This window comes from Streptosporangium sp. NPDC002524, from assembly GCF_040295985.1.
Lineage (GTDB): Bacteria > Actinomycetota > Actinomycetes > Streptosporangiales > Streptosporangiaceae > Streptosporangium.
The window spans coordinates 158,879-182,501 of sequence record NZ_JBEOWK010000014.1 but is presented as its reverse complement, the minus strand read 5'-3'; the positions used below and the strand labels follow the sequence as shown (position 1 = coordinate 182,501).

General features: G+C 72.7%; 18 protein-coding genes. 11 read left to right on the top strand and 7 right to left on the bottom strand.

All coding sequences use genetic code 11. The annotated features are described in order from the left end of the window. Positions 1 to 67: 67 nt before the first annotated feature. From ABT053_RS24490 to lgt, 3 genes are all read right to left on the bottom strand, one after another. Positions 68 to 916 carry an LLM class flavin-dependent oxidoreductase gene (locus ABT053_RS24490; protein WP_350971634.1) on the bottom strand — a complete coding sequence of 283 codons (849 nt, stop codon included), beginning with the start codon at positions 914 to 916 and terminating at the stop codon, positions 68 to 70. A gap of 164 nt (positions 917 to 1,080) precedes the next feature. Continuing rightward, the gene (locus tag ABT053_RS24485; RefSeq protein WP_350971632.1) at positions 1,081 to 2,379 is read right to left on the bottom strand and encodes a polysaccharide biosynthesis C-terminal domain-containing protein; all 1,299 of its coding nucleotides are present in this window, start codon (positions 2,377 to 2,379) and stop codon (positions 1,081 to 1,083) included. Between the two features lie 327 nt (positions 2,380 to 2,706). Further along, positions 2,707 to 3,528, bottom strand: a complete 822-nt coding sequence (lgt, locus tag ABT053_RS24480) for a prolipoprotein diacylglyceryl transferase (protein WP_350971630.1) — start codon at positions 3,526 to 3,528, stop codon at positions 2,707 to 2,709. A 112-nt stretch (positions 3,529 to 3,640) separates the two neighbouring features. Between lgt and ABT053_RS24475 the strand changes: the two genes are divergently transcribed. The 3 genes from ABT053_RS24475 (at position 3,641) to ligA (ending at position 7,993) form a co-directional block, all read left to right on the top strand. Next, the gene (locus ABT053_RS24475) at positions 3,641 to 4,780 is read left to right on the top strand and encodes a sensor histidine kinase (RefSeq protein WP_350971628.1); all 1,140 of its coding nucleotides are present in this window, start codon (positions 3,641 to 3,643) and stop codon (positions 4,778 to 4,780) included. Further along, the gene (locus ABT053_RS24470; RefSeq protein WP_350971626.1) at positions 4,777 to 5,409 is read left to right on the top strand and encodes a response regulator; all 633 of its coding nucleotides are present in this window, start codon (positions 4,777 to 4,779) and stop codon (positions 5,407 to 5,409) included. Before ABT053_RS24475 ends, ABT053_RS24470 begins: the two co-directional genes overlap by 4 nt. Positions 5,410 to 5,890: 481 nt before the next feature. Further along, on the top strand, positions 5,891 to 7,993 hold the full coding sequence (gene ligA, locus ABT053_RS24465; protein WP_350971624.1) for an NAD-dependent DNA ligase LigA: 2,103 nt from the start codon (positions 5,891 to 5,893) through the stop codon (positions 7,991 to 7,993). A gap of 57 nt (positions 7,994 to 8,050) precedes the next feature. Here ligA and ABT053_RS24460 read toward each other — a convergent pair whose 3' ends face one another. Beyond that, positions 8,051 to 8,410, bottom strand: a complete 360-nt coding sequence (locus tag ABT053_RS24460) for an RNA polymerase sigma factor (protein ID WP_350971622.1) — start codon at positions 8,408 to 8,410, stop codon at positions 8,051 to 8,053. Positions 8,411 to 8,779: 369 nt separating this feature from the next. Between ABT053_RS24460 and ABT053_RS24455 the strand changes: the two genes are divergently transcribed. Then, the gene (locus tag ABT053_RS24455; protein WP_350971620.1) at positions 8,780 to 11,974 is read left to right on the top strand and encodes an FG-GAP-like repeat-containing protein; all 3,195 of its coding nucleotides are present in this window, start codon (positions 8,780 to 8,782) and stop codon (positions 11,972 to 11,974) included. Positions 11,975 to 11,986: 12 nt separating this feature from the next. Here the strand turns inward: ABT053_RS24455 and ABT053_RS24450 are convergent, their stop codons facing one another. The 3 genes from ABT053_RS24450 to ABT053_RS24440 all read right to left on the bottom strand — a co-directional run bounded on the left by ABT053_RS24450 (position 11,987) and on the right by ABT053_RS24440 (position 13,850). Next, positions 11,987 to 12,217, bottom strand: a complete 231-nt coding sequence (locus ABT053_RS24450) for a hypothetical protein (RefSeq protein ID WP_350971619.1) — start codon at positions 12,215 to 12,217, stop codon at positions 11,987 to 11,989. A 293-nt stretch (positions 12,218 to 12,510) separates the two neighbouring features. Next, positions 12,511 to 13,170, bottom strand: coding sequence for a DUF7002 family protein (locus ABT053_RS24445; protein WP_350971617.1), 660 nt, complete (start codon positions 13,168 to 13,170; stop codon positions 12,511 to 12,513). A 173-nt stretch (positions 13,171 to 13,343) separates the two neighbouring features. Beyond that, complete coding sequence (locus ABT053_RS24440; protein ID WP_350971775.1) at positions 13,344 to 13,850, bottom strand: NUDIX domain-containing protein; 507 nt, start codon at positions 13,848 to 13,850, stop codon at positions 13,344 to 13,346. 327 nt (positions 13,851 to 14,177) lie between these two features. Here ABT053_RS24440 and ABT053_RS24435 point away from each other — a divergent pair, with 327 nt between their 5' ends. From ABT053_RS24435 to ABT053_RS24405, 7 genes are all read left to right on the top strand, one after another. After that, positions 14,178 to 15,239 carry an amidohydrolase family protein gene (locus tag ABT053_RS24435; RefSeq protein ID WP_350971616.1) on the top strand — a complete coding sequence of 354 codons (1,062 nt, stop codon included), beginning with the start codon at positions 14,178 to 14,180 and terminating at the stop codon, positions 15,237 to 15,239. Positions 15,240 to 15,528: 289 nt separating this feature from the next. After that, on the top strand, positions 15,529 to 17,304 hold the full coding sequence (locus ABT053_RS24430) for an MOSC domain-containing protein (RefSeq protein WP_350971614.1): 1,776 nt from the start codon (positions 15,529 to 15,531) through the stop codon (positions 17,302 to 17,304). 158 nt (positions 17,305 to 17,462) lie between these two features. Further along, a complete protein-coding gene (locus ABT053_RS24425; RefSeq protein ID WP_350971773.1) occupies positions 17,463 to 18,833 on the top strand; it encodes a HAMP domain-containing sensor histidine kinase in 1,371 nt (456 codons plus the stop codon). A 168-nt stretch (positions 18,834 to 19,001) separates the two neighbouring features. Next, entirely contained in the window at positions 19,002 to 19,589 is a 588-nt protein-coding gene (locus ABT053_RS24420) for a sugar O-acetyltransferase (protein WP_350971612.1), read from the top strand. After that, positions 19,586 to 20,161 (top strand): TetR/AcrR family transcriptional regulator, encoded by a 576-nt coding sequence (locus ABT053_RS24415; RefSeq protein ID WP_350971611.1) that lies wholly within the window; start codon positions 19,586 to 19,588, stop codon positions 20,159 to 20,161. The genes ABT053_RS24420 and ABT053_RS24415 overlap by 4 nt, the downstream gene beginning before the upstream one ends. 146 nt (positions 20,162 to 20,307) lie before the next feature. Next, positions 20,308 to 21,546, top strand: coding sequence for an MFS transporter (locus ABT053_RS24410; RefSeq protein ID WP_350971609.1), 1,239 nt, complete (start codon positions 20,308 to 20,310; stop codon positions 21,544 to 21,546). Positions 21,547 to 21,710: 164 nt separating this feature from the next. Further along, positions 21,711 to 22,502, top strand: coding sequence for a S1 family peptidase (locus ABT053_RS24405; RefSeq protein WP_350971608.1), 792 nt, complete (start codon positions 21,711 to 21,713; stop codon positions 22,500 to 22,502). Positions 22,503 to 23,623: the final 1,121 nt, after the last annotated feature.

Below are 23,623 nucleotides of genomic sequence, written 5' to 3'. Positions count from 1 at the left end.
CCACGAGCCCCGTCCGGCCGGGGAGACTCCGGAATGCGGTGGTCTCCCCGGCCGTCGCGCGTCCGTGTCAGGCCACCAGGCCGGCGAGGCGGTCGACCTGGTCGGCGTCGCGGGCCCAGCAGTAGAGCACGACCTCGTCGGCGCCGAGGTCCGTGAACGCGCGGATCGCGTCGCGGATCCGCTCCGGCGTGGTGAGCATGTTCTCGACGACCCGGGTGGTGTCGCCCAGGAAGCCGTAGTAGGAGGTGATCGCCTCCGTGGCGTCCCGGACGGTGTCCTCGGGGCCGAGGGCGACGTTGACCTGCGCGACCATGCGAGGCCTTCCGGGCCGTCCCGCCTCGGTCCAGGACCTCTCGACGTCGCGCATGAGCCGGTCGGCCATACCGGCGGGCGCGGCGCACAGGTACCCGTCCCCCCACCGGGCGACGCGCTCCACCGCGACGGGGGCGAAGGCACCGATCAGGATCTCCGGCCCGCCCTCGCGGACGGGAGCCGGGCCGATCGGGCCGACCTCCTCGCTGTAGGGCTCACCGGACCAGACGCGCCGCAGCGTCGCCAGCTGCCTGTCGAGCCGCCGCCCGCGCCCCCGGACGTCGGCCCCCACCGCGACGTAGTCGTCCTGGCGGGTCCCGATCCCGATGCCGAGGGTGAAACGGCCGCCGGACATGCGGTCCAGGGTCGCGACCTGCTTGGCGAGCAGCGCCGACTCGCGGAGGGGGCCGAGCAGCACCTCGGTCTGCACGCGGATCCGCGAGGTGGCCCCCGCGACGGCCGCCAGCGCGATCAGGGGCTCGGGGTTCGCGTAGACGAGACGGTCGAGCAGGCCGAGGGTGGTGAAGGGACCGGCGTCTGCGCGCCGGGCCCAGGAGAGCAGCGACAGCGGGTCGCTGATGGGCAGGCCGAGACCTACGTTCATGGGATCCAACCTCCAGAAGGGCACGCGAAAGGAACTGCCGCCCCTCCAGCACCGGGCACGGTCACCGTGCGCGGCGCGCTCCCGTACTGCGACGTCTTTCCGGGGAGCGCGAACCTTGGAGTGCCACCATCCTACCCGCCACCACCCCCTTTCCCGGCGCACGCTCACGCCCGCGCGGGTCCCCCGGGCCCGCCCACCCGCGCGCTGTGCCGCAGGAAACCGCCGCCCTGGAGTACGAGGATGAGCAGGCCCGTGACGGCCAGCGCCGCCCACAGGCCGGTCAGCCCCCAGGCCGCCGTCACGGGAGCCGCGACCAGGGCGAGCAGGCCGTACCCCGCCACGGCCGAGCCCAGACCCCAGGCCGGGCGCCTGAGCCCGGTCAGACCGGCGGACATCGCGATCCCGCAGCTGTTCGCGGTGGCGTAGACGGCCATCAGGGGCACCAGCGCGATGACCAGGGCGAGCACCTCCGCGTCCGAGGTGAACAGGCCGACCACGAGGGTGCCGGAGAGGGCCGGCACGAGCGCGCCGACGACCGCCCCGGCGGCCGCGAGCAGCAGCGCCACCCGGTTGACCAGGCGGGCGGCGGCCGGAGAGGCGGCCCTGGCGATCTCCGGCGCCGACGCCTGGCCGACGGCGAACGCGGTCAGCGCCAGGAGTTCGGCGAGCGATCTGAGGATCGCGTGCGCGGCTGCCCCCGTCGCGCCCGTCCGCGCGGCGACGTAGGTCAGGCCGCCCAGGACCGTGAACTTGATCAGCACGGCGGCGGACATCGGGACGCCCACCCGGGCCATGCCCAGGATCTCGCGCGCCCGGGGACGTCCGGGCCACAGCCGCTGCCCGGCGAGCCCGGGAACGCGCAGCAGGCAGGCGTTCGACACCGTCACGGCGACGGCCGTGGAGACCACCAGCGCGATGCCGGTGCCGTGCACGCCCAGCCGGGGCACGAGGACTACGAGCAGGACCACCTCGACGGCCGTGCTCGACAGGCCCGACCAGAGCACCTGCCGGCTGCGGCCCAGCGCGACCAGCACCGCGTTGGCGCCGCCGCCCGCGGACAGCAGCAGCACGTTCAGGGCGAGGAGCGGGGGCAGCGTGCCGAACTCGGCCGTCACCTCGTCCGGCACCCCGCTCGCCCGCGCGATCGGCGGGACGCAGAGCACGGCACCGGCACCGGCCGTACCGAGCGCGAGGGTCAGCCAGCGCGCGTCACGCAGGATCGGCAGCGCCTCGGCCGGGTTCTCATGGTGGGGTGCCACGAACGGCGTCATGCCGCGCAGCCCGGCGGCCAGCGCGGCGGTGACCGGGTTGAGGACGGCACCGGCGAGCGCGAAGGCGGCCAGCGCCGCCGTCGCCCGGTGCCCGAGCAGGGCGGTGCTGACGAGCTGGGCGATGATCCCGGCACTCATGGACAGGAAAAGGGGAACGGCCGCGCTCAGGATCGCGCGATGAGGAGAGGACATGAACACAAAATCCCGGGAGGTCGACCGCCCGGGATGCATGATCATTGTACCACCCGGTCAGCCCGCAGCCCGCAGCCCGCAGCCCGCAGCCCGCAGCCCGCAGCCCGCAGCCCGCAGCCCGTCGCCCGTCGCCCGTCGCCCGTCGCCCGTCGCCCGTCGCCCGTCGCCGAGAGGGTCCACCTGTCCGGGACGCACACCGGGAACTGTCATTCGATCGTTTTGTGGTGGTTCGCTTCGCCGCCGTGGCCGTGGTGCTCCCGCTGATCCCCGCGGCTGTCACGACCCGCCACCGGGGCGTACGGGCGTCGGTGGCGGGTCCGGCGTTCGTCAATTCCCCGGCACGCCGCCCGGCCGGTCCGCCGGAGCGGCCTTTCGCGTGACGACGAGGTAGGTGACCGCAGCCGTGAAGGTGAGCAGGGCGGTCCAGTCGTTGAGGCGCAGGCCGAGGATGTGGTGGGTGGGGTCGATGCGGAGCCACTCGATCCAGGCGCGACCGGCGGTGTAGGCGGCGGCGTAGAGCGCGAACGTCCGGCCGCGGTCGAGCCGGAACCGCCGTTCGGCCCAGATGACGAACCCGGCCACGCCCAGGTTCCACAGCGACTCGTAGAGGAAGGCCGGATGGTAGGTCGCGGTGGACTCCATACCCGGTGGCCGGTGGGCGGGGTCGATCTCCAGCGCCCAGGGCAGGGTCGTCGGCCCGCCGTACAGCTCCTGGTTGAACCAGTTGCCCCAGCGGGCGATCGCCTGCCCGAGCGCGATCCCGGGCGCGACGGCGTCGGCGAAGTCGCGCAGCGCGATGCCGCTCCGGCGGCAGGCCAGCCACGCGCCCACCGCGCCGCCCGCGACGGCGCCCCAGATGCTGATCCCGCCCTCCCAGATCGCGAACGCGCGCAGCGGGTCCTCACCGGGGCCGAAGTACCGCTGCCAGTCGGTGGCCACGTGGTAGAGCCGGGCGCCGACGATGCCGAACGGCACGGCCCAGGTGGCGATGTCCGCGACCGCGCCGGGATCGCCGCCGCGAGCGGCCCAGCGGCGCCGGGTCACCCAGATGCCGACGACGACGGCGAGCAGCATCAGCAGGGAGTAGGCGCGGATCGGGAGCGGGCCGAGATACCAGACGGCTTGGGTCGGGCTGGGGATGGAGGTCACGCCGTCGAGTCTGGTTCCGGTACGGCGGCGCCCGCATCGAGCGGAATGCCGATCATGTGATCAGTCGACTGGTTGATGCCGAACGGACGGGTGGTTGATTATCGTCGGCGGTGTGGAGTCCTGGGAGCGGTCGCAGCGCCGGTGGCAGCACGCCTTCTTCGCCTCGTGGCTGGTGCTGACCTCGGCCGGCCCCCTGGGGGAGACGGGCCAGGTGCTCCCGTTCGTGCTGGTGGCCGGGCTGGCCGCCTGGTACGCGGTGTGGTTCGTGCTGCGCACGCCGCCCTCGGACGGCGTGCCCGTGCCGTACACGCTCGGGGGCGGGTTGCTCTGGCTGGGGCTGTTCGCGATCGATTCCTCCTTCCTGGTGGTGGTGCTGAGCGTGCTCGTGCCGTACTGCATGGACGCCGTGCGGGTCGGGCTGGTCGCGGTGGTGTCGTGCGCCGGGGGCTGGCTGTGGCATCGCTTCCACGCGACCGGGTCGATCACCTGGGCCGAGGTCGTCATCGCCGCGCTGATCGCGATCAGCGCGGCCACCGCGGTCGGGTACTTCGGCTCGGTGTCGCGGCAGAGCGCCGAGCGCAAGCGGCTCCTCGACCGGCTGCAGGTCGAGCAGGAGGCGCGGGCGGCGGCCGAACGGCAGGCGGGCGTGGCGGCCGAGCGGCAGCGGCTGGCCCGCGACATCCACGACAGCCTGACCCAGGGGTTCGCCAGCGTGGCGATGTTGCTGGAGGCGGCCCAGGCGACCCTGCCGGACAACAAGCACCTCACCCAGGCGCTGCGGGCGGCACGGGAGAACCTGGCCGAGAGCCGCCGGGTGGTGACGGCGCTGCGCCCCGGCAGGCTCGACGAGTGCGGTCTGCCGGAGGCGCTGCGGTGGCTGTCCGGCCGGCTGTCGGACGAGACCGGCGTCCGCGCGCACACCGTGGTCACCGGTACGCTCCGGCCGCTCGAGGCCCAGGTCCAGGCGGAGCTGCTGCGCGTGGCGCAGGAGGCGGTCGCCAACGTTCGCCGCCACGCCCGCGCCGAGCAGGTCACGCTGACCCTGTCGTACATGGAGGACCTGGTCGTGCTCGACGTCCACGACGACGGCGACGGCTTCGACCCCGGGCGGGCCGCCTCCGGGCACGGCCTTTCGATCATGCGGGAGAGGATGGAGCAGCTCGGCGGCACGCTGCTCGTGGAGAGCGCCCCGGGCGCGGGCGCCACGGTGGCGGCCAGCCTCCCGGTGGTGGCGCTGAGCGGGGCGCGATGACCGTCCGGGTCCTGATCGCCGACGACCACCCGGTGGTCCGCGACGGCATCAGGGCGATGCTGGGCACCCAGGACGACCTGGAGGTGGTCGGCGAGGCGGTCTCCGGCGCGGACGCGGTGCGGCTGGCGCGCGAGCTGCGGCCCGACGTCACCCTGATGGACCTGCAACTGCCCGAGATCGACGGCGCGACGGCGATCAGCCGGATCCGCGAACACGACCCGGGCGCCAAGGTGATCGTCCTGACCACCTACGACACCGACGGCGACATCTCACGCGCCATCGACGCGGGAGCCATCGGCTACCTGCTCAAGGACACAGGCCGTGAGCGGCTGTTCGACGCGATCCGGGCGGCGGCGCGCGGGGAGAGCGCCCTGTCGCCGGCGATCGCGACCCGGGTGCTGGCGTGGGCGCGCGCCGATGCCCCCGGCGCCCTCAGCGGCCGGGAGGTCGAGGTCCTCGGCGCGGTCGCCCAGGGGATGAGCAACAAGGCCATCGCCGCCCACCTGTGCATCAGCGAGGCCACGGTCAAGACCCACCTGCTGCACATCTTCGCCAAGCTCGGCGTGGACGACCGCACCGCCGCGGTGACGGTCGCCGCCTCCCGCGGCATCATCCGGCTGGGCGGCTAGCCGCTTCGGCTTCAGCCGAGATCGGCGGTGGGCCGGCCGCGCGGATGCGGGGATGCGGGGATGCGGAGATGCGGAGATGCGGAGATGCGCGGATGCGGAGATGCGCGGATGCGCGGATGCGGAGATGCGGAGATGCGCGGATGCGGAGATGCGCGGATGCGCGGATGTGGGGATGCGGAGATGCGGGCCGGTGCCTCCGGTCGAGATCGCTTCGAGTCACCGGATCGTCGGAAGCGAGCCGGAGCCCTCCGAGTCACCAAAGCACCGAAAGGCAGCCGGAGCCCTCCGGATCACCGGAGTACCGAGAGTCAGCCGGAACCCTCCGGATCACCGAAGCACCGAGAGTCAGCCGGAACCCGTTGAACCCGCTGAACCCGCGCGCCTTCCGGTCCCGCGGGACGGTCATGTCCGAGAGAAATGCCCAGCCCGGAGGTGCCTTCCGTGGCCCGGAATTGTCGGTGCCGGGCGAGATGATGGGATCATGACCGACGCGCCCCCCAGCACTGTTCTCGCCGATCAGACCGCCTACGCCGAGGCCGTCCAGCTCGCTTTGGACGCCGCCGCGGCCTATTACGGTGACGGCACCTCCACACTTGACGACGACGCCTACGACCGGCTGGTCCGGGGCATCCAGGCGTACGAGGAGGAGCATCCCGACGAGGTGCTGCCGACCTCGCCGACGGGCAAGGTGGCCGGCGGCGCGGTGGTCGGCGACGTGCCGCACACGGTGCCGATGCTGAGCCTGGACAACGTCTTCGGTGCCCAGCAGCTGGCCGACTGGGCCGCGTCGCTGGAGCGCAGGCTGGGCCGGCCGGTCACGCGCTGGAGCGTGGAGCCGAAGCTCGACGGGCTCGCGATCACCGCGCGATACCGCAACGGGCGGCTGGCGCAGCTGGTCACCCGGGGTGACGGCGTCGCGGGCGAGGACGTGAGCCACGCGATCGGCACCATCGTGGGGCTGCCCGCCAGGCTCGCCGAGCCGGTCACGGTGGAGCTGCGCGGTGAGGTGATGATGACCGCCTCGCAGTTCGAGGACGCGTGCGCCAAGCGCCAGGCGCACGACGGCACCACGTTCGCCAACCCGCGCAGCGCCGCCGCCGGCACGCTGCGCGCCCAGGACCGGCCATACGTCTGCGAGCTGACGTTCTTCGGCTACGGCGCGCTCTGCCACCCCGGCGACACCTCCGAGCAGGCCGCGTCGCTGCGCGAGCTGCCGCACAGCGAGGTCATGGCGTGGGTCGCCGCGCAGGGGGCGCAGACCCCGGCCGTCACCGACGTCGGCGGGATCGTCGCCACCACCCTGGAGCAGATCCAGGAGCGGGTCGAGCAGATCGCCGCCAAGCGGGCCGAGCTGCCCTTCGGCATCGACGGCATCGTGATCAAGTGTGATCTCGCCGCCGACCAGGCGCAGGCCGGTTTCGGCACGCGCGCGCCCCGGTGGGCGGTCGCCTACAAGCTGCCCGCCACCGAGAAGATCACCAAGCTGATCGGCGTCGAGTGGAACACCGGGCGCACCGGCGTCATCGCCCCGCGCGCGGTGCTGGAGCCGGTCGAGCTCGACGGCAGCGTCGTCACCTACGCCACCCTGCACAACGTCGCCGACATCACCCGCCGGGGCCTGATGCTCGGCGACAGCGTCACCGTCTACAAGGCCGGCGACGTGATCCCCCGCGTCGAGGCCCCGGTCGTGCACCTGCGCACCGGCGACGAGCGGCCGATCCCGATTCCGGAGGTCTGCCCGTCCTGCGGCGACGGCATCGACGCCTCCCAGGAGCGGTGGCGGTGCGTGCGCGGGCGCGCCTGCCGGGCCATCGCCTCCATCACCTACGCCGCCGGCCGCGACCAGCTCGACATCGAAGGGCTGGCCACCAGCCGCATCGAGCAGATGCTCGACGCCGGGCTGATCGCCGACTTCGCCGACCTGTTCTACCTGACCCGCGAGCAGGTGCTGGACCTGGAGCGGATGGGCGCCACCAGCACCGACAACCTGCTCGCCGCCATCGAGCGGGCCAAGGCCCAGCCGCTCAGCAGGGTGTTCTGCGCGCTGGGCGTACGCGGCACCGGCCGGTCCATGAGCCGGCGCATCGCCCGCCACTTCGGCGGCATGGACGCCATCCGCGCGGCCGACGCCGAGGCGATCCAAGCGGTCGAGGGCATCGGCCCGGAGAAGGCACCGGTGGTGGTCGCCGAGCTGGCCGAGCTCGCCCCGCTCATCGACAAGCTGGTCGCGGCCGGGGTCACCATGACCGAGCCCGGCTGGACACCCCCCGCCGTCCCCGACCCCGACTCCGACGTCACTGCCACCGCCGGGGCCGAGCCGGGCGGCGCGTCCGGGCTGCCGCTGGCCGGGATGTCCGTCGTGGTCACCGGATCGATGAGCGGGGCGCTGGAGGCGCTGACCCGCAACCAGATGAACGAGCTGATCGAGCGCGCCGGGGGCAAGTCCTCCTCCAGCGTCTCGAAGAAGACCAGCCTGCTGGTCGCCGGGGAGAACGCGGGCTCCAAGCGGGCCAAGGCCGAGAGCCTGGGCGTGCGGATCGTCGGCCCGGAGGAGTTCGCCGATCTCGTCGGCGAGCTCCTCTGACCGGCACAGCCGAGCTCATTCCGTCAGGCGCTCCAAGAGAGCGCCACGCCCGCGTTCTCAGCCCAGGCGGCCGGCCTGGTCGAGCAGATATCGCCGCTCGACCAGGTTGCCGGTCAGGGAAGCCGCCTCGCGGTACAGCCTCGCCGCGCCGGCCGCGTCGCCGGTCATCCGGAGCAGGTGGGCGCGCACCGCGCGTTCGCGTCGCCGGATCAGCGGGTCCTGGCCGAGCCGGAAGCGGCGGTCGAGGTCGTCGAGCAGGGCCAGTCCTCGAACCGGTCCGTACGCCTTGGCCACGGCCACCACCCGGCTCAGCCGTACCGGCGGGATGGGGTTGAGCCGTTCGAGCCACAGGTAGAGCGCCGCGATCTGCGGCCAGTCGGTCCGCTGCGGCGAGCTGGTCGCCGCCGCCGAGACCATCGTGGCCGCCTGCTGCCGCTACCTCGGTGCTGGAGATGCGCCTGTGCGCGAGGCCTCCGTAGCGGGTGTGGGACTCGTCGAGGGCTTCGCGCGCCTGATCGGCCTCAGGAGCCGGGCGGCGGCGGCCACGACGAGATGGGGGCATGGTCTGACGGTGCGCTGGAGCCGGTTCGTGGCGAGTGGGTGACTCTCACGACCCGTGCCCGAGGGCGACGCGAATCCTGATCCCTTCGGTATCCCGGTGTTCATGCCACGGTCACCGATCGATAGGGCCGGCGATGTTTGATCAATCCACCTTCTCGGCGCGCCGCCGGGGGATGAACAGGTGGAGGGACCGTGCCCGCATCCCGCAACAGGATGTTCACGCGATTGAGAACAAGAGGCAGGGTCCTGACATCCCTGCTCGTCATCCTGTCACTCCTCCTCCAGGTGGGCTTCCAGCCCACGGCGAGGGCCGCGACCACGGTCACGCTGGAATTCCCGATGCCCGACGGCTTCGACCGGGCCGAACTGACCCAGTGGGCGACCGAGTTCAACAACCGCAACGACCTGCTCAGCCAGACGATCCAGGAGGAGATCGCGTCGCATCCGGCGGATTTCCCCGAGGCGGAGGATCTGGAGGCGCGCGAGTTCGACGGCGCCTTCACCGTGACGAGCACCGGCCTGTCGGTCACGATCGAAGCGGACGTGCACGTCAACGACCTGGCCTGGTGGGAGGAGGTCCTGCTGTGGGTCGGCGTCACCGCCGGTGGACTCGTGTTCCGGGTCGCGTGCCTGTTCACCCTTCTCCCCACACCGGCGGCCCCCGTCGCCAAAGGGATATGCGCGTCCCTCCAGGTGATCATCACCAAGAGCATCATCCTCATGGTCACCGTCCTCAGACACGGGCCGTCGGACGACTGGCGTTTCTGGGAACGCAGTCTCGCGCTGATCGTGACCGAGGCCGTCACCGCGTTCATCTGGGAACAGTGGCTCGGCCCGTTCTCCACGAACAACTCGTGGTCCAGCGTGTTCACGAAGATCGGCGAGGGGTTCGACAAGGCCGCGACCGTGGTCTCCCGCTGGTGGGGCTCGTCCGCCACGTTCTTCCGGACGCTGGCCAACGTCCTGCGCGGACGTGGCACCGGGACCAGCGCGAGCATGGTGAACCGGGCCATGGAACTCGGCTGGGCGGGCCGGACGCTCGATCTGCGGGTGCTGCCGCTCGGTGACTCGATCACCCATGGCGTGGGCGGGAGCCCGGGAGGAATCGGCTACCGCGCGCGACTGTGGGACCTGCTGCAGGACGACACCCGCTCGCTGGACTTCGTCGGTTCCGTGGACTCCGGGGAGGGCAACATCCCCGACACCGACCACGAGGGCCATCCGGGCTGGCGGATCGGCCAGATCGACAGCCGGGTGGCCAACTGCGCCATGCGCCGTTACCAGCCCAACGTCGTCATCCTGCACATCGGGACCAACGACCTGGCGAACAACGAGGACGTCGACGGGGCACCCTCCCGGCTCGTGTACCTGATCCGCAAGATCACCGACACGTCGCCGCTGGCCACCGTTCTGGTCTCCAGCCTGGTGCCGTCGACCAACGCGACGACCAATTCGCGGATCGCGATGTACAACTCCCGGCTGCCGACCATCGTCGGCAACTTCCGCGGCGAGGGCAAGCGGGTCCGGCTGATCGGTAACGGCGCACTCGGTCTCACCGCGGCCGACATGACCGACTCGCTGCATCCCAACAACAACGGCTACCGCAAGATGGCCGGCGCCTACCACAACGCGATCAGGTCCGCGCTCGACGAGCGCCTGGTCGCGCCCCCGATCGCCGCCGACCCCGCCCCTTGCGGCGGCACCCCGCCCCAGGTCACGAATCCGACCCCGCCGGCCACCCAGCCCGGGTGGAACTACGTCGGCAAGGTCGCCTCGGCCTCCGGCGCGAGCCGTGAGCAGGTCCGCTTCGCCGACCTGAACGGCGACGGCCGCGACGACTACCTCCTGGTCAGCCCGCAGGGCCAGGTCAAGGCCTGGTTCAACAACGGCGCCGGTGAGGGCGGCGGCTGGGACTACATGGGCGAGGTCGCCTCCGGCTCAGGGCCGCGCGACCGGATCCGCTTCGCCGACTTCAACGGCGACGGCCGCGACGACTATGTCGTCGTCGGCGACCAGGGCCAGGCGACGGTGTGGTTCAACGCCGGCTCGGGCGACAGGATGTCCTGGGCCGCCCAAGGTGTGCTGGCCACGGGGGTGGGCGCCACCCGCGACCAGGTCAGATTCGCCGACGTCGACCTCGACGGCCGCGACGACTACCTGGTGGTGGACGGTCAGGGCAGGGTCCGCGCCTGGCTGAACGGCTACACCTCCGGCGGCGGGGCGTGGACCGGGCGGGGCGAGATCGCCTCGGGCGTCGGCGCCAACGGCGACCAGGTGCGCTTCCACGACGTCGACGGTGACGGTGACGACGACTACCTCGTCTTCGACTTCCAGGGGCCGATCCGCGGCTGGCTCAACAACACCGGCGGCAACCGGCCCTGGGGCTACCAGGGCATGATCGCCTCCGGTGGCGGCGCGACCAGCGACGCGGTGACCATGGCCGACATCAACGGCGACGGCCGCGACGACTACCTGACCGTCAACAGCGCCGGTGAGGTCAACGCCTGGCTGAACGACCGCTTCGGCCGCCCCGACCCGTGGGACTACAAGGGCCAGATCGCCTCCACCGACGCGCCCCGCCGCGAGGTCGGGTTCGCCGACCTGAACGGCGACGGCCGCGACGACTACCTCCTGGTCAAGGACAACGGCGCGGTACAGGCCTGGCTGAACGTCCGCGAGGCCGACCGTGTCGGCTGGAACCATCGCGGTGAGGTCGCCTCCGGCTCAGGGCCGCGCGACCGGATCCGCTTCGCCGACCTCAACGGCGACAACCGCGACGACTACCTGGTGGTCGGTGACCAGGGCCAGGTCGACGCCTGGCTCAACGTGGGGACCGGCGACGGCGTCTCCTGGAGCGCCAAGGGCCGGATCGCCACGGGCTCGGCTCCCCGAGACCAGATCAGGTTCGCCGACATTGACGGTGACAACCGCGACGACTACCTCGTGGTCGATGCCCAGGGCAGGGTCCGGCTCTGGCGCAACGCCGGCACCGGCGACGCCGTCTCCTGGGACAGCCAGGGTGAGATCGCCTCCGGCGTCGGCGCGACCGGCCCCACGGTGACCTTCGCGGACGTCAACGGCGACCGCCGCGACGACTACCTGGTCCTCGGCGAGTACGGCCAGATCCGCGCCTGGCTCAACAACCGGGGCGGCGCCGGCTCGGCCTGGCTGTCACGCGGCGAGATCGCCTCCGGTGTCGGCGCGCCGCGCGCCAACGTCGGCCTGGCCGAGATCAACGGCGACCGCCGGGCCGACTACCTCGTCCACGACGACAAGGGCGGCGTCAAGGCCTGGTACAACAACGACGCGTCCGGTCCGGGCTCGACCGGCGCCTCGCCCGGCACGCCCACCCCCATGCCGAACGACCCCCAGCCGCCCCCGCCCGGAGGGCTGCCGCTCTGCGTGGCCAACCGCTGCTGACCTGAACCGACATCACGGGCTCCGCCACAACTCCTCCGGCGGAGCCCGCCTCCCCCACACGTCGGCCGAGCTTGCCGTACGCCTTTCTCCTGCCGGCGACGCGACGGCCGACGGCACGAACTCCCGTACCGTCCAGCCCGTGTTGACCGCGTCCAGGGAGACCGCGGGGCCGCCCACCCCGGCAGCGGAGTCCATGAACCCGCTCGCGGCACCGGTGGCCACCGCGCCGGTGACATCGCGCAACGCGGGCACCTGACCCGCATCACCAGCACCGCGGCCACGCTCACCAGCGGTCCCGTACCGGCCGGCAGCACCGCTCGGGCAGGCAGGCGGCCACCCGGGCCCCGGCCGGCACCGTGCGGGTGGCCGCGGCGGCCAGGTCGGTTCGCCCCGGCTAGCGGTGTGGCCGGCGCTTGGTGCCGGTCACGTCCTGCGCTCGTCCGGTCCGGGCCGGACAGTCGTCTGCGCACCGGCCAAAGGGCCATCGGGGAGCGCGCCGGAGGCGAGGTGAGGGGGCCGGTGGTGAAGCCGGGCGGTCAGATTTCCGGCTCCGGGTGCGTTTCCTCGAACTGCTCACCGGCTGCGAGCCGGGCTGTGGTGATCACGTACCGCGTGACGTCGGGGATCGCCCCCAGGATCGTCAGTTCCGCCGGTGGGTACCACCTCCGGCGCTTCGTGGTGCCGAGCGCGGCGGTCTCGCTCGCCCACCCCGATTCAACCCATTGCGCGTAGGGGACGAACGTCGCCGCCCCCCGGAGGGCGGGCTTCCTGCGGGCGTTCCCGCTGTTGATGGCGCTGAGCGCCGCCCGGTCGCCGTGGTCGGCCATCAAGGCGGCCGTGTCCAGGGTGAGGACGACTTGGGGCCGCGGCGCGTACGCCGCCCGGTGCTTGTTGAGCCGCTTCGGGGTGAGCCAGAAGAACACCCGGGCGTTGATCAATGCGTACCATTCGGCCGGATCCAGGCCGACCAGGCAGGCACGCAAGGCGGCCTCGGGCATCGGCCGCTGGTCACGGATCTCGACCCCGTCCGGCAGCACCTCGCACTCCGGGCGCTGCGAGCGCTCCAACCGTTCACGCTCGGCCCCGCTCAGCCCGGCGCGGGCGATCAGCTCGCTCGCCGGCAGGAGGCCGTACTTTTCGATCGACGGCCAGTTCGCCGCTTCGGCCAGGTGATACACATGCCGGGGCAGGTTCACGCGTAAGCCTCGTCTCCGGTGCCGGATGCGGTGCTGACATGGTAGATGAGGGGCAGCAAGCACCCCGAACTCCGGCGGAAACAGGCCGCGCCGTCGCCGCCTGCCGCCAACCCCCACGCCGGGCGGTGTGTGGCGGCCGATGACCGGTGCCCGGCACGGGGAGGTCCGGCCGGTCAGCTCGTCGGGTAGCCGTCCTCCAGGTAGGCCACCGTGCCGTCGGCCGAGGCCCGTACGGCGGCGGTGACCTGGCGGCCCAGCGGCGCCGGTACCCACCGCGGCACCTGGTCCGGGGCGACGAACGCCCAGTCGGCCAGCTCGTCGGCGGGCAGCCGGATCGCGGAGATCTGCGCGGGGCTGAGCACTCCGCCGTCGTACAGGAGGATCAGCCCGTCCGGCCAGCCGGGCCGGGCCGGGATCCAGTCGACCGTCAGCACCCGGCCCACCGGCCGATCCAGGCCGAGTTCCTCGGCCAGCTCCCGGCGGCACGCCGCCAGAGGGGACTCACCGGCGTCGACGGATCCGCCGGGCACCTCCCACTGCGGTTTGTAGACCGGATCGACCAGCAACACCGCCCCCGCCGCATCGCGGATCAACGCCCCCGCGGCCATCCACTTTCGCGCCAGCGACGCCGCGTACGGATCCAGCGGCACCGCGGTCGGCTCCTCGGTCGGCTTCTGCATCGTCACAGATGCGACCGTAGCCCGCCGCCCCGCCCGTAGCCAGGACCAGGAGAGATGCGGGGGCCGAGCCCGTCTGGACCGTCACCTGGGATGAGGCGACGGTCTCGGCCCCTCGTACCCGCCGCGGTGCCGGCCAGGTTGACGCCGTGCGCCGCGCCCGGGGCGAGCGCGATGCCCCCTCCGCGCCGCGACCGCGCTCGCCGAGGTGCGCGCCGGGACGGAGGCCGGGTTCGTGGCCGCGCGGGAATCGGGACGAACGCGCGCTGTGCCCCGATCTCCCGTAAGAATCAAGGAGATGCGGTTTGTGGCGGTCGAAGGGAGCAGTACGTGCCTGCGTGGCGTTTGCGGGGAGTCATCCTGCCGGACGACGAACCGGGAGACGTCTACATCGACGGTGACCGGATCACCTTCACGCCGGTGCCCGGCGCCGAGACGGTCGCCGACGGCGGCTACCTGGTTCCGGGCCTTGTCGACGCTCACTGCCACCCGGGGACGTCGGAGATCGGCGAGCCGCTCGATGCCGCCCTGCTGCGGACTCACGGCGAGCAGCTCCGGGCGGCCGGGATATCCGCGGTGCGGGTGCCGGGGTCGGCGGGGCGGTTGCCGTCCTGGTTCGGCGCCGATCCCGGCCTGCCCCGGGTGTGGGGAGCGGGCCTGGCGGTCGCCGCGGAGGCGGGCTTCTTCCCGGGCTGGGGCCGCCAGCTCCCGGCCGACCGGATCCCCGCGGCGGCCGTGGAGGAGTCCCGCGCCTCCGGCGGGTGGTGCAAGCTCATCGTCGACTGGATGACGGACGACGGCGGGTACGACATGACCATGTCCCCGCAGGTCGTGGCCGCGGCGACGCGGGCGGTCCAGCGGGCCGGCGGCCGGGTGGCGGCACACACCCAGCACGCCGGCGGCGGCACCGCCGCGGTGGCGGCCGGCGTCGACTCCGTCGAGCACGGCATGCACCTGCCGGTGGACCTGCTGGAGACCATGGCCGCCCGGGGGACCGCGCTGGTCCCCACCGCGATGACCTTCACGCAGCTCGCACCGATGATGAACGATCCGGGGGTGCCGGAGGGCATGCGCCGCTGGTTCGGCGACGGCTGGCGACGCCATGCCGAACTGGTCCGCGCCGCGTACGAGGCCGGGGTGACCGTCCTGGCGGGGACCGACCTGCCGCCGGGGCACCTCACCGGCGAGATCCGGTGGCTGGCCGAAGCCGGGCTGCCCGGCGCGGCCGCGGTCGGCGCCGCCTCCTGGACGGCCCGCTCCTGGCTCGGGCTGCCCGGCATCGAGGAGGGCGCTCCCGCGGACGTGATCGCCGTCGACACCGACCCGCGCCGCCACCCCAAATCCCTGAACCACCCCAACCGGGTGATCGTGCGCGGCCGGCTGGTCCGCTAGCGATCGTGATCGCCGTCGACACCGACCCGCGCCGCCACCCCGAAATCCTGGACCACCCCAGCAGAGTGATCGTGCGCGGCCGGCTGGTCCGCTAGCGATCGTGATCGCCGTCGACACCGACCCGCGCCGCCACCCCGAAATCCTGGACCACCCCAGCAGGGTGATCGTGCGCGGCCGGCTGGTCCGCTAGGAATCCCGCCCGACCTCGCGCTGCGAGAACCTGGCTGACCTGGGATGACGAGGTATCCTGCGAGGGAGCCGGGTGCCTCGCAGGTGAGGGGGAAGACGCGTGGCGACGCTCTTGTCGATCAACGTCGGCCTGCCCGAGGACGTCCCGTGGCACGGCAGGACGGTGCACACCGGGGTGTGGAAGCGGTCCGTGACCGGGCCGCGCACGGTGCGCCGCCTGAACGTCGACGGCGACGGCCAGGGAGACCTTCAAGGGCACGGCGGCGAGCATCGCGCGGTGCTGGTCTACCAGATCGACTCCTACCGGCACTGGCAGGAGGAGTTCGGCCGCGACGACTTCGTCTACGGGCAGTTCGGGGAGAACTTCACGGTCGACGGGCTGCCCGACGACGAGGTGTGCGTCGGCGACCGCTACCGCGTCGGGGAGGCGGTGTTCGAGGTCACCCAGCCCAGGGTCACCTGCTACCGGGTGGGCCTGCGGATGAACGAACCGAGGATGGCGGCCCTGCTGGTGTCCCACCGGCGCCCCGGGTTCTACCTCCGGGTGATCACCGAAGGGCGGGTGGAGGCGGGCGACGAGATCGTCAAGGTCGCCTCCGGCCCGGAGGCGATGTCCGTCGCGGAGATCGACGCCCTGCTCTACCTGCCGGGGCACCCCCGCGACCGGCTGGAGCGGGCGCTGCGCATCCCCGCACTGAGCGAGGGCTGGCGGACGTCCCTGCGCGCCCTGCTCGACCGGCCTGACGACGAGGGCACGCAGAAGGGATCGGCGGGAAACCCGGGGCTGACCCCCGCCGCGGCCGGGCCGCCGCCCGCCTGGCCGGGGTTCCGGCCGCTGCGGATCTCCCGGATCGACGCCGAGAGCCGCAGCGTGTTCTCCCTGACCCTGGAGGCCCCCGACGGGGAGCCGCTGCCCGCCGCCCTGCCGGGCCAGTTCCTCACCGTACGGCTGCGCCCCGAGAGCGGCGGCCCACCGGTCATCCGCAGCTACTCGATGTCCGGCCCCCCTGACGCCGGTCGCTACCGGATCAGCGTCAAGCAGGAGCCCGGGGGCGTCGCCAGCACCTATCTCCGCACCCGCCTGCGTGCCGGCGATCTTCTCGAAGTGGCGGCGCCGCGCGGCACGTTCACCCTGGAGGAAGGCGACGCCCCGGTCCTGCTGCTCTCGGCGGGCATCGGCGCGACCCCCCTCCTCGCCATGCTGCACGCCCTCGCCGCCGCCCGCTCGACCCGCGAGGTGTGGTGGCTGTACGGCACGCGCGACGGCACGGAACACCCGTTCGCCGCGGAGAGCGACGGCCTTCGCGCGCTGCTTCCCCACGCGCACGGGCACGTCTGCTACAGCCACCCCACGCCCGGCGACCGCCAGGGGGCCGACTACGACACGGCGGGACGGCTCTCGGTCGAGCTGCTCGGCCGCCTCGGCGTCCCGCACGCCGCCGACGCCTACCTTTGCGGCCCTCCCGCCTTCATGCGCGACCTGCCGCCCGCCCTCGCCGCCTCCGGGCTCGCCCCCGCGAGCGTCCGCACGGAGGTCTTCGGCGCGGAGGCGGGGCTGGCGCCGGGAGTGGCCCCGGCAGCCGCCCGTCCCCCGCACCCGCCCGCCGGCGCGCCGGGAACCGGGCCCGCCGTCACGTTCGCGCGCAGCGGCCTCACCGTCCCCTGGAACCCCGCCTGTGCGAGCCTGCTCGAACTCGCGGAGGCGTGTGACGTGCCGACTCGCTGGTCGTGCCGTACCGGGGTCTGCCACACCTGCGAGAGCGGCCTGCTGTCCGGCACGATCGGCTACTCGCCGGAGCCGGTGGACGCCCCCGCCGACGGCAACGCGCTGATCTGCTGCTCGCAACCCCGCGAGGACCTCGTCCTCGATCTCTGACGCCCGGTCCCGCCGTTTCCCGGCCTTTCGCGGCGCCCCGGTGGCCGGTCGCACGCCCCCCCGGCCCCTCGTACGCGCCGGGGGCCGGGGTCGCAGCGTGGGGGCGACGTGAAGGACATTTGACCGTTTCGAGGGATGGGAGGAGTAGCGTGAGGTATATGGGGTGGCCGCTGTCCAGGTTCTACCCACGGTCGATCCGCGGGCGGATCACCTTGTTGACCGTCCTGATCGCCGCCCTGCTGCTGGTCCCCATGGCCCTGCTCATGATCACTTCCATCGAGCAGACGTTCACCAACGCGGCGTGGAGCGACACCCGCCAGGAGGTGATCGCGGTGGCGGCGCTCATCCGCGCCGGGCAGCTACCCTCCGTCATCGTGCCGGTCGTCCCGGGCGTCGACGCGGTGCAGGTGGTGGGGGCCGACCGGCACGTCATCGCCGCCTCCCCCTCCGCCCGGCGGAAGTTCGCGCTGAGCACGATCCAGCCCGCCGCCGACGAGCCGATCCAGGACACGCAGACCTGCGGTGACCCCGAGCCGGGGTGCATGCGCCTGACCGCGCTACGCGTCGGGGCGACGCCCGGCTCCCCCGTGGTCTACGCCGGCCGGCGTGCCCCCAGCACCGAGTCGGCCGGTTTCATCAGCACCGCCGTCGCGCTCCAGACCGGGGCGCTGATCGCCCTGGTGGGCTGGGTCAGCTGGAGGGTCAGCGGCCAGACGCTACGGCCCGTCGATACCATCCGCCGCCAGCTCGCCCAGATCACCTTCCACGACCTGAGCGGCCGGGTGCCGCAACCGCCCGGTGACGACGAGGTCGCCAAGCTCGCCCGTACCGCCAACCACACGCTGGAGCGGCTGGAGCAGGCCGTACGGGTGCGGCGGCAGTTCGTCACCGACGCCTCGCACGAGCTGCGCACCCCCCTGGCCGGGCTGCGCCTGCAGCTGGAGGAGGCCCGGCTGCACCCCGGCGACACCGACCTGGACCAGCTGCTCGATCACCTGCTCGGCGACACCTCCCGGCTCCAGCAGATCATCACCGATCTGCTGTACCTGGCCGGCGTCGACTCCGAGGTGGCCGTGATGCGCGAGCCGGTGGATCTGGCCGCCCTGGTCCGCGCGGAGCTGAAGCCACGCGCCGCCCGCGACCGGCTGCCCACCGAGCTCGTCCTGCGGGAGGGGGTCGTCGTGCAGGCCGTGGGCCATCAGCTCAGCCGGGCGCTGGCCAACCTGCTGGACAACGCCCAGCGGCACGCCGAGCACACGGTACGCGTCGAGGTGTGCCGGGAGGGTGACAACGCCCTGCTGGCGGTCTCCGACGACGGCGCCGGGATCGCCGAACCCGACCGCGAGAGGATCTTCGAGCGGTTCACCCGGCTGGACGCGGCCCGCAGCCGCGACCACGGCGGCACCGGCCTCGGCCTGGCGATCACCAACGACGTGGTGCACGCCCACGGCGGAACCATCGGGGTCGGGCGGTCGGCCGCCGGCGGCGCCCGCTTCGAGCTCCGCCTGCCCCTGACCGAAGCCGGGTAGCGTCTCCACGGCACCCCTCCCACAGCGGCCGGACTCATCGCTCCCGGCCCGCGCCGTCCGCCCGGAACGGCTCATGGTCTCCATGACGCCGGCTCGCCACCGGCGACCCGCACTGCCGCACATCAGTGGATATGTACGTATGTACACTCAATGTGTACGCTTGTACGTATGATGCTTGATCCGGATGGCCGCTCGATGCGCGAGCGGATGCTCGCCGGTGACCTGTACATCGCCGACGACCCCGAGCTGGCCGAGCACCACCTGCGGGCCACGGACCTGATGGATGCGTTCAACACGACGCCGGCCCGCGATCCGCGGGAGCGGCGCCGGCTGCTCACCGAGCTGCTGGGCGCGATCGGCGAGGGCACCGAGATCCGGCCGCCGCTGCGGGTCGACTACGGCCGCCACATCCGCGTCGGCGCCCGGTCGTTCGCCAACTTCGGCCTCGTCGCCCTGGACGTCGCGCCGATCACCATCGGCGACGACGTGCAGATCGGCTCCTACGTACAGCTCATGACCCCGACACACCCGGTGGACCCGGAGCTGCGCCGGGCGAAGTGGGAGGCCGCCCTGCCGATCACCATCGGCGACAACGTGTGGCTGGGCAGCGGGGCGATCGTCCTGGCCGGGGTCACGATCGGGGAGAACACCGTCGTGGGCGCCGGCGCGGTGGTCACCCGCGATCTTCCGGCGAACGTCGTCGCGGTGGGCAGTCCCGCCCGGGTGATCCGCACGATCGAGCCGAGCACGGCGTGAGCGGCCCCCCGCCCACCCGGTCGTCCGCTCCGCGGCGGCCCCGGCGGCACGACCCCGGGCGGAGGGACCGGCTGATCGACGCCGCGCTCACCGTCATCGCCGAGCGCGGTGTCGCCGGGACGACGCACCGGGAGATCGCCCGGGTGGCGGACGTGCCGCTGGGCTCGATGACCTACCACTTCACGTCCCTGGAGGAGGTGATCGCCGAGGCGTTCACCCGGCACGCCGACGCGGTGGCCCGCGTCTTCGACGAGCGCCTGGGCGCCGCCGGGGACCGGGAGGCGGCGGTCGAGGCCGTCATCACGCTGGTGTCGGACGACCTGCTCGGCTCACGGCACGACCTCGTCCTCACCGTGGAGCTGTACGTGGCCGCGGCGCGCGATCCGGCCCTGAGGGCCGTCACCCAGGCCTGGATGGCGCGCAGCCGCCGGGCCCTGGAGCGTCACTTCGACGCGACGACCGCCAGGGAGCTGGACGCGTTCATCGAAGGGCTCGTACTGCACAGCGCCCTGTCGACCGACCCGATGACGCCCGAGCAGGTCCGCCACGCCGTCCACCGTTACCTGCGCTGATCCTCTCCCCCCGCCCGCGACCGTTTGCCCGCCCCCGTCCGCCCGTCCCCGTCCACCCGCGCCCGTTTACCCGCATCTGCTTCACCCGTACCTGCTTCACCCGCACTTGCTTTGCCCGCACCCATGGAAATGTGATCGGAAAGCCGATGTCCGCCACCGTCCCACTCGGCGCGCCCACCCGTCAGGCGCGTCTCGCCCGCGCCGCCGTCGCGACGCTGTTCCTCACCAACGGCGCCGCGTTCTTCAACGTGGTCCCGCGCTACCCGCAGATCAAGGCCGACCTCGATGTGAGCAACGCCGTCTTCGGCGTCGCGCTGACCGGGTACCCGATCGGCGCGCTGCTGGCCGGGCTGCTCGCCGGCGCCGTCATCCGCCGCTTCCGCTCCGCGCGCGTGGCGGCGTTCGGGATCGTCGTGGCCACCGTCGCGACGCTGGCCATCCCCTTCGCGCCGAACTGGATCGCCTTCGGCGGCGCGCTGTTCGTCGTGGGCGCCCTCGACGCGGTGGTCGACGTCGCGCAGAACGCCCACGGCCTGCGGGTCCAGCGAATCTACCGGCGCTCCATCCTCAACTCGCTGCACGGCGTGTGGAGCGTCGGCGCGGTCCTGGGCGGCCTGATGGGTTCGGCCGCCGCCGGTCTCCGCGTCCCCCTCGCGCTCCACCTGGCCGTCTCCGCGGCGCTGTTCGGTGTCGTCGCCGTCGTCGCCTACCGGTTCCTGCTGCCCGGCCCGGAGGACGCCGAGCGTCCCGCGGAAGACCGGGCTCCCGCCTCCGGCGACGGCCCCCCGGCGGCCCCGCCCGTCCGGGGAGGGCCGCGCTCGTTCACCGGCCCGGCCGTGCGGATGCTCGCCGCGCTCGGGGTGCTGGCCGCGTGCGGCGCGCTGGTCGAGGACGCCGGCGCGTCCTGGGGCGCCATCTATCTCAGCGGTGACCTGTACGCCGACGCCGCCACGGCCGGTATGGCCGTCGTGGCCTTCCAGGTCGCCATGACCGCGGGCCGCCTCACCGGTGATCGCGTCGTGGACCGCTTCGGCCAGCGCACCGTGGTCCGCACCGGAGGGGTCCTGGCCGCCGTGGGCATGGGCGCCGCTCTCGCCGTGCCGTCCGTCGCGACCTCGCTGGCCGGTTTCGCCCTGGCCGGGCTCGGCTTCGCCACCCTCGTCCCCGCCGCCATGCACACCGCCGACGAACTGCCCGGCCTGCCCGCCGGTACCGGCCTGACCGTCGTCAGCTGGCTGCTGCGCGGCGGATTCCTGCTGTCCCCGCTGCTCGTCGGGTTCGTCGCCGACCTCGTCAGCCTGCGCGCCGGGCTGCTCTCCGTCGTCCTGGCCGGCGTCATCACGGTCGTCCTCGCCCGTGTCCTGGTGAACCGGGCCCCCGCCTAGTGCCGAGGCCCGCCCGCCTCGCGCGAGCGAAGAGATCCACCCGGCCGGACCGGCCGGGGGTTCGCTCGCCGTGGCGCGGCAAGCGGGAGTAGATCTTTCCGTGCCCTGTATCAAATGTAACCCTGGGCGGTTACAGTTCCTGCGTGCGTTTCATCCCCTTTGTCATGATTTCTGCCGCCCTCACCGCGACCGCCGCGTTCCCCGTCTCCCCCGCCTGGGCCATCACCAACGGATCACCCGACCTGACCGCCCACCCGCAGGTGGGAGCCATCATCGGCGACAAGCCGAACGACGACGGCACCTGGTCCTACTGCACCGGCACCCTCATCTCGCCGACCGTCTTCCTCACCGCCGCCCATTGCGCGGCGGAGGAGAAGACCGCCCGGGTCTCGTTCTCCACCCGCTACAAGCAGGGGGACAAGGTCTACACCGGCCGCTACGTCCTCGACCCGCGCTACAGGGAAAAGTCCGATCTTCACGACATGGCCGTCGTCGTCTTCGACACCGCCGTCCCGGACATCAAGCCCGCCAGGCTGCCCACCGAGGGCCTGCTCGACCGTCTCGACGACGCCAACGCCCTGGAGATCACGCGGTTCACCCCGGTCGGGTACGGCGCCGTGGCCTCGGCCAGGATCTCGGCCAAGGGGAAGCACGCCTCGGCCAAGGAGAGGCACAAGGTACGGCTGACCTACACCGACACCCGCCACCAGGCGTCCATCTCCTTCGAGAACCTCACGCGCAGGTGGCTCAAACTGTCGCTCGCCTCCAAGGGCGACGGCAGCACCTGCTTCGGCGACTCGGGCGGCCCGAACTTCCTGGGAGGACCCACCTCGGACCTGCTCGTGGCCACGACGATCAGCGGGGACGACGACGCGTGCAGGCTGACCAACTACGACTACCGCCTGGACACCCCTCAGGTCCGGTCCTTCCTCAAGAAGTTCGTCACCCTTCCCTGAACGGATGATCGCCTCGCCGGGGCCCTGATGTCCCCCCGGCCGGGCAGGACCATGGCCGTCGCCCCCGCCAGGCAAGACCATGGCCGTCGATGCGGTGCGCGCCCCAGGACCCGCCGGCGGCGCCGTCACCCGAGCCGCTCCCCGTACGCGACACGCGATGCCCCACGGTGGTTCGCGGTCCGTGCCGTCCGGCGTCACCCATGCTTCCGCCGCCCGCCCGGCGGCGTCCCGTACGGCCGCCTCGATGATCGTGCCCAGCGCTCCCGGCCGTCGCGCCGCGGACAGCCCGTAGCCGCCGGAGGTCAGCCGCGGCCGGTCGGCACGTGTCCCGGGTGAGAGAAGCCCGGCCCTCCTGGCCACGTCGTCGGCATGTGACCGCGCGTTGAGCCGGCACGGCCGCGCCGGTTTCGGCGCTCTTCCAGGACGTCCGTCGGAGCACCTTCTTTTCCGGGCCGTCGCGAGCTTTCTGGACCGCCCGGGCTTTCCGGGCCGCCCCGAGCTTTCCGGGCCACCCGAGCTTTCTGGACCGTCCTGAGCTTTCCGGGCCGTCCCAATACGTATGAAGCACCCCTTTTCTGGCATTTCGGCCTCCAGCGCCGTGGTCTCGCGACGCCCGTGGCCGCCGGACCGGGGCCGGACCACGACGCGCCCTCGGGTCACGGCACGGCGGCACGGTCGTCGCCGCCCCCGGCTCCGGGCATGGCGCGCGACCTGCCCGGCAAGCCGTTCATACCGTGACGTCCGATTGCTGAATTATTCATCTTGACCGGCGTGAAATATGCACGCGCTTTTGATGATTGACACTCTGGTTGCGCTCGGGCCACAGCCACATAATTGATTCACATCAGGATTAATTATGTCGGCGTCGAGGGGAGCGAGAATTGTCAGCCCTGACCGTGCTTCGCCTGCCGGCAGACGTGCGCGTTCGCCCGTGGTCCGCGGACGTCCGCCGGGTGCCGGCGGCCCGCCCGGTCGGGAGAGCTTCCGGATCCCACGCTCACCGGTGCTCCCGGCGCGCTTCGAGGTGCCGCCGGGAGGCCGGTGAAGGCTCCCGCGACGGGACTCGCCGACGCCGTGCCCACACCGATCAGGACCGGTCGACCCGTCAACGGTCACGAACT

Bases quoted from the DNA above. Each gene is read 5' to 3' on its own strand.
- ligA (WP_350971624.1), top strand. From the start codon at position 5,891: ATGACCGACGCGCCCCCCAGCACTGTTCTCGCCGATCAGACCGCCTAC.
- ABT053_RS24420 (WP_350971612.1), top strand. From the start codon at position 19,002: ATGATGCTTGATCCGGATGGCCGCTCGATGCGCGAGCGGATGCTCGCC.
- ABT053_RS24460 (WP_350971622.1), bottom strand. From the start codon at position 8,410: ATGGTCTCGGCGGCGGCGACCAGCTCGCCGCAGCGGACCGACTGGCCG.
- ABT053_RS24490 (WP_350971634.1), bottom strand. From the start codon at position 916: ATGAACGTAGGTCTCGGCCTGCCCATCAGCGACCCGCTGTCGCTGCTC.
- ABT053_RS24485 (WP_350971632.1), bottom strand. From the start codon at position 2,379: ATGTCCTCTCCTCATCGCGCGATCCTGAGCGCGGCCGTTCCCCTTTTC.
- ABT053_RS24425 (WP_350971773.1), top strand. From the start codon at position 17,463: ATGGGGTGGCCGCTGTCCAGGTTCTACCCACGGTCGATCCGCGGGCGG.
- ABT053_RS24440 (WP_350971775.1), bottom strand. From the start codon at position 13,850: ATGCAGAAGCCGACCGAGGAGCCGACCGCGGTGCCGCTGGATCCGTAC.
- ABT053_RS24410 (WP_350971609.1), top strand. From the start codon at position 20,308: ATGTCCGCCACCGTCCCACTCGGCGCGCCCACCCGTCAGGCGCGTCTC.
- ABT053_RS24405 (WP_350971608.1), top strand. From the start codon at position 21,711: ATGATTTCTGCCGCCCTCACCGCGACCGCCGCGTTCCCCGTCTCCCCC.
- ABT053_RS24470 (WP_350971626.1), top strand. From the start codon at position 4,777: ATGACCGTCCGGGTCCTGATCGCCGACGACCACCCGGTGGTCCGCGAC.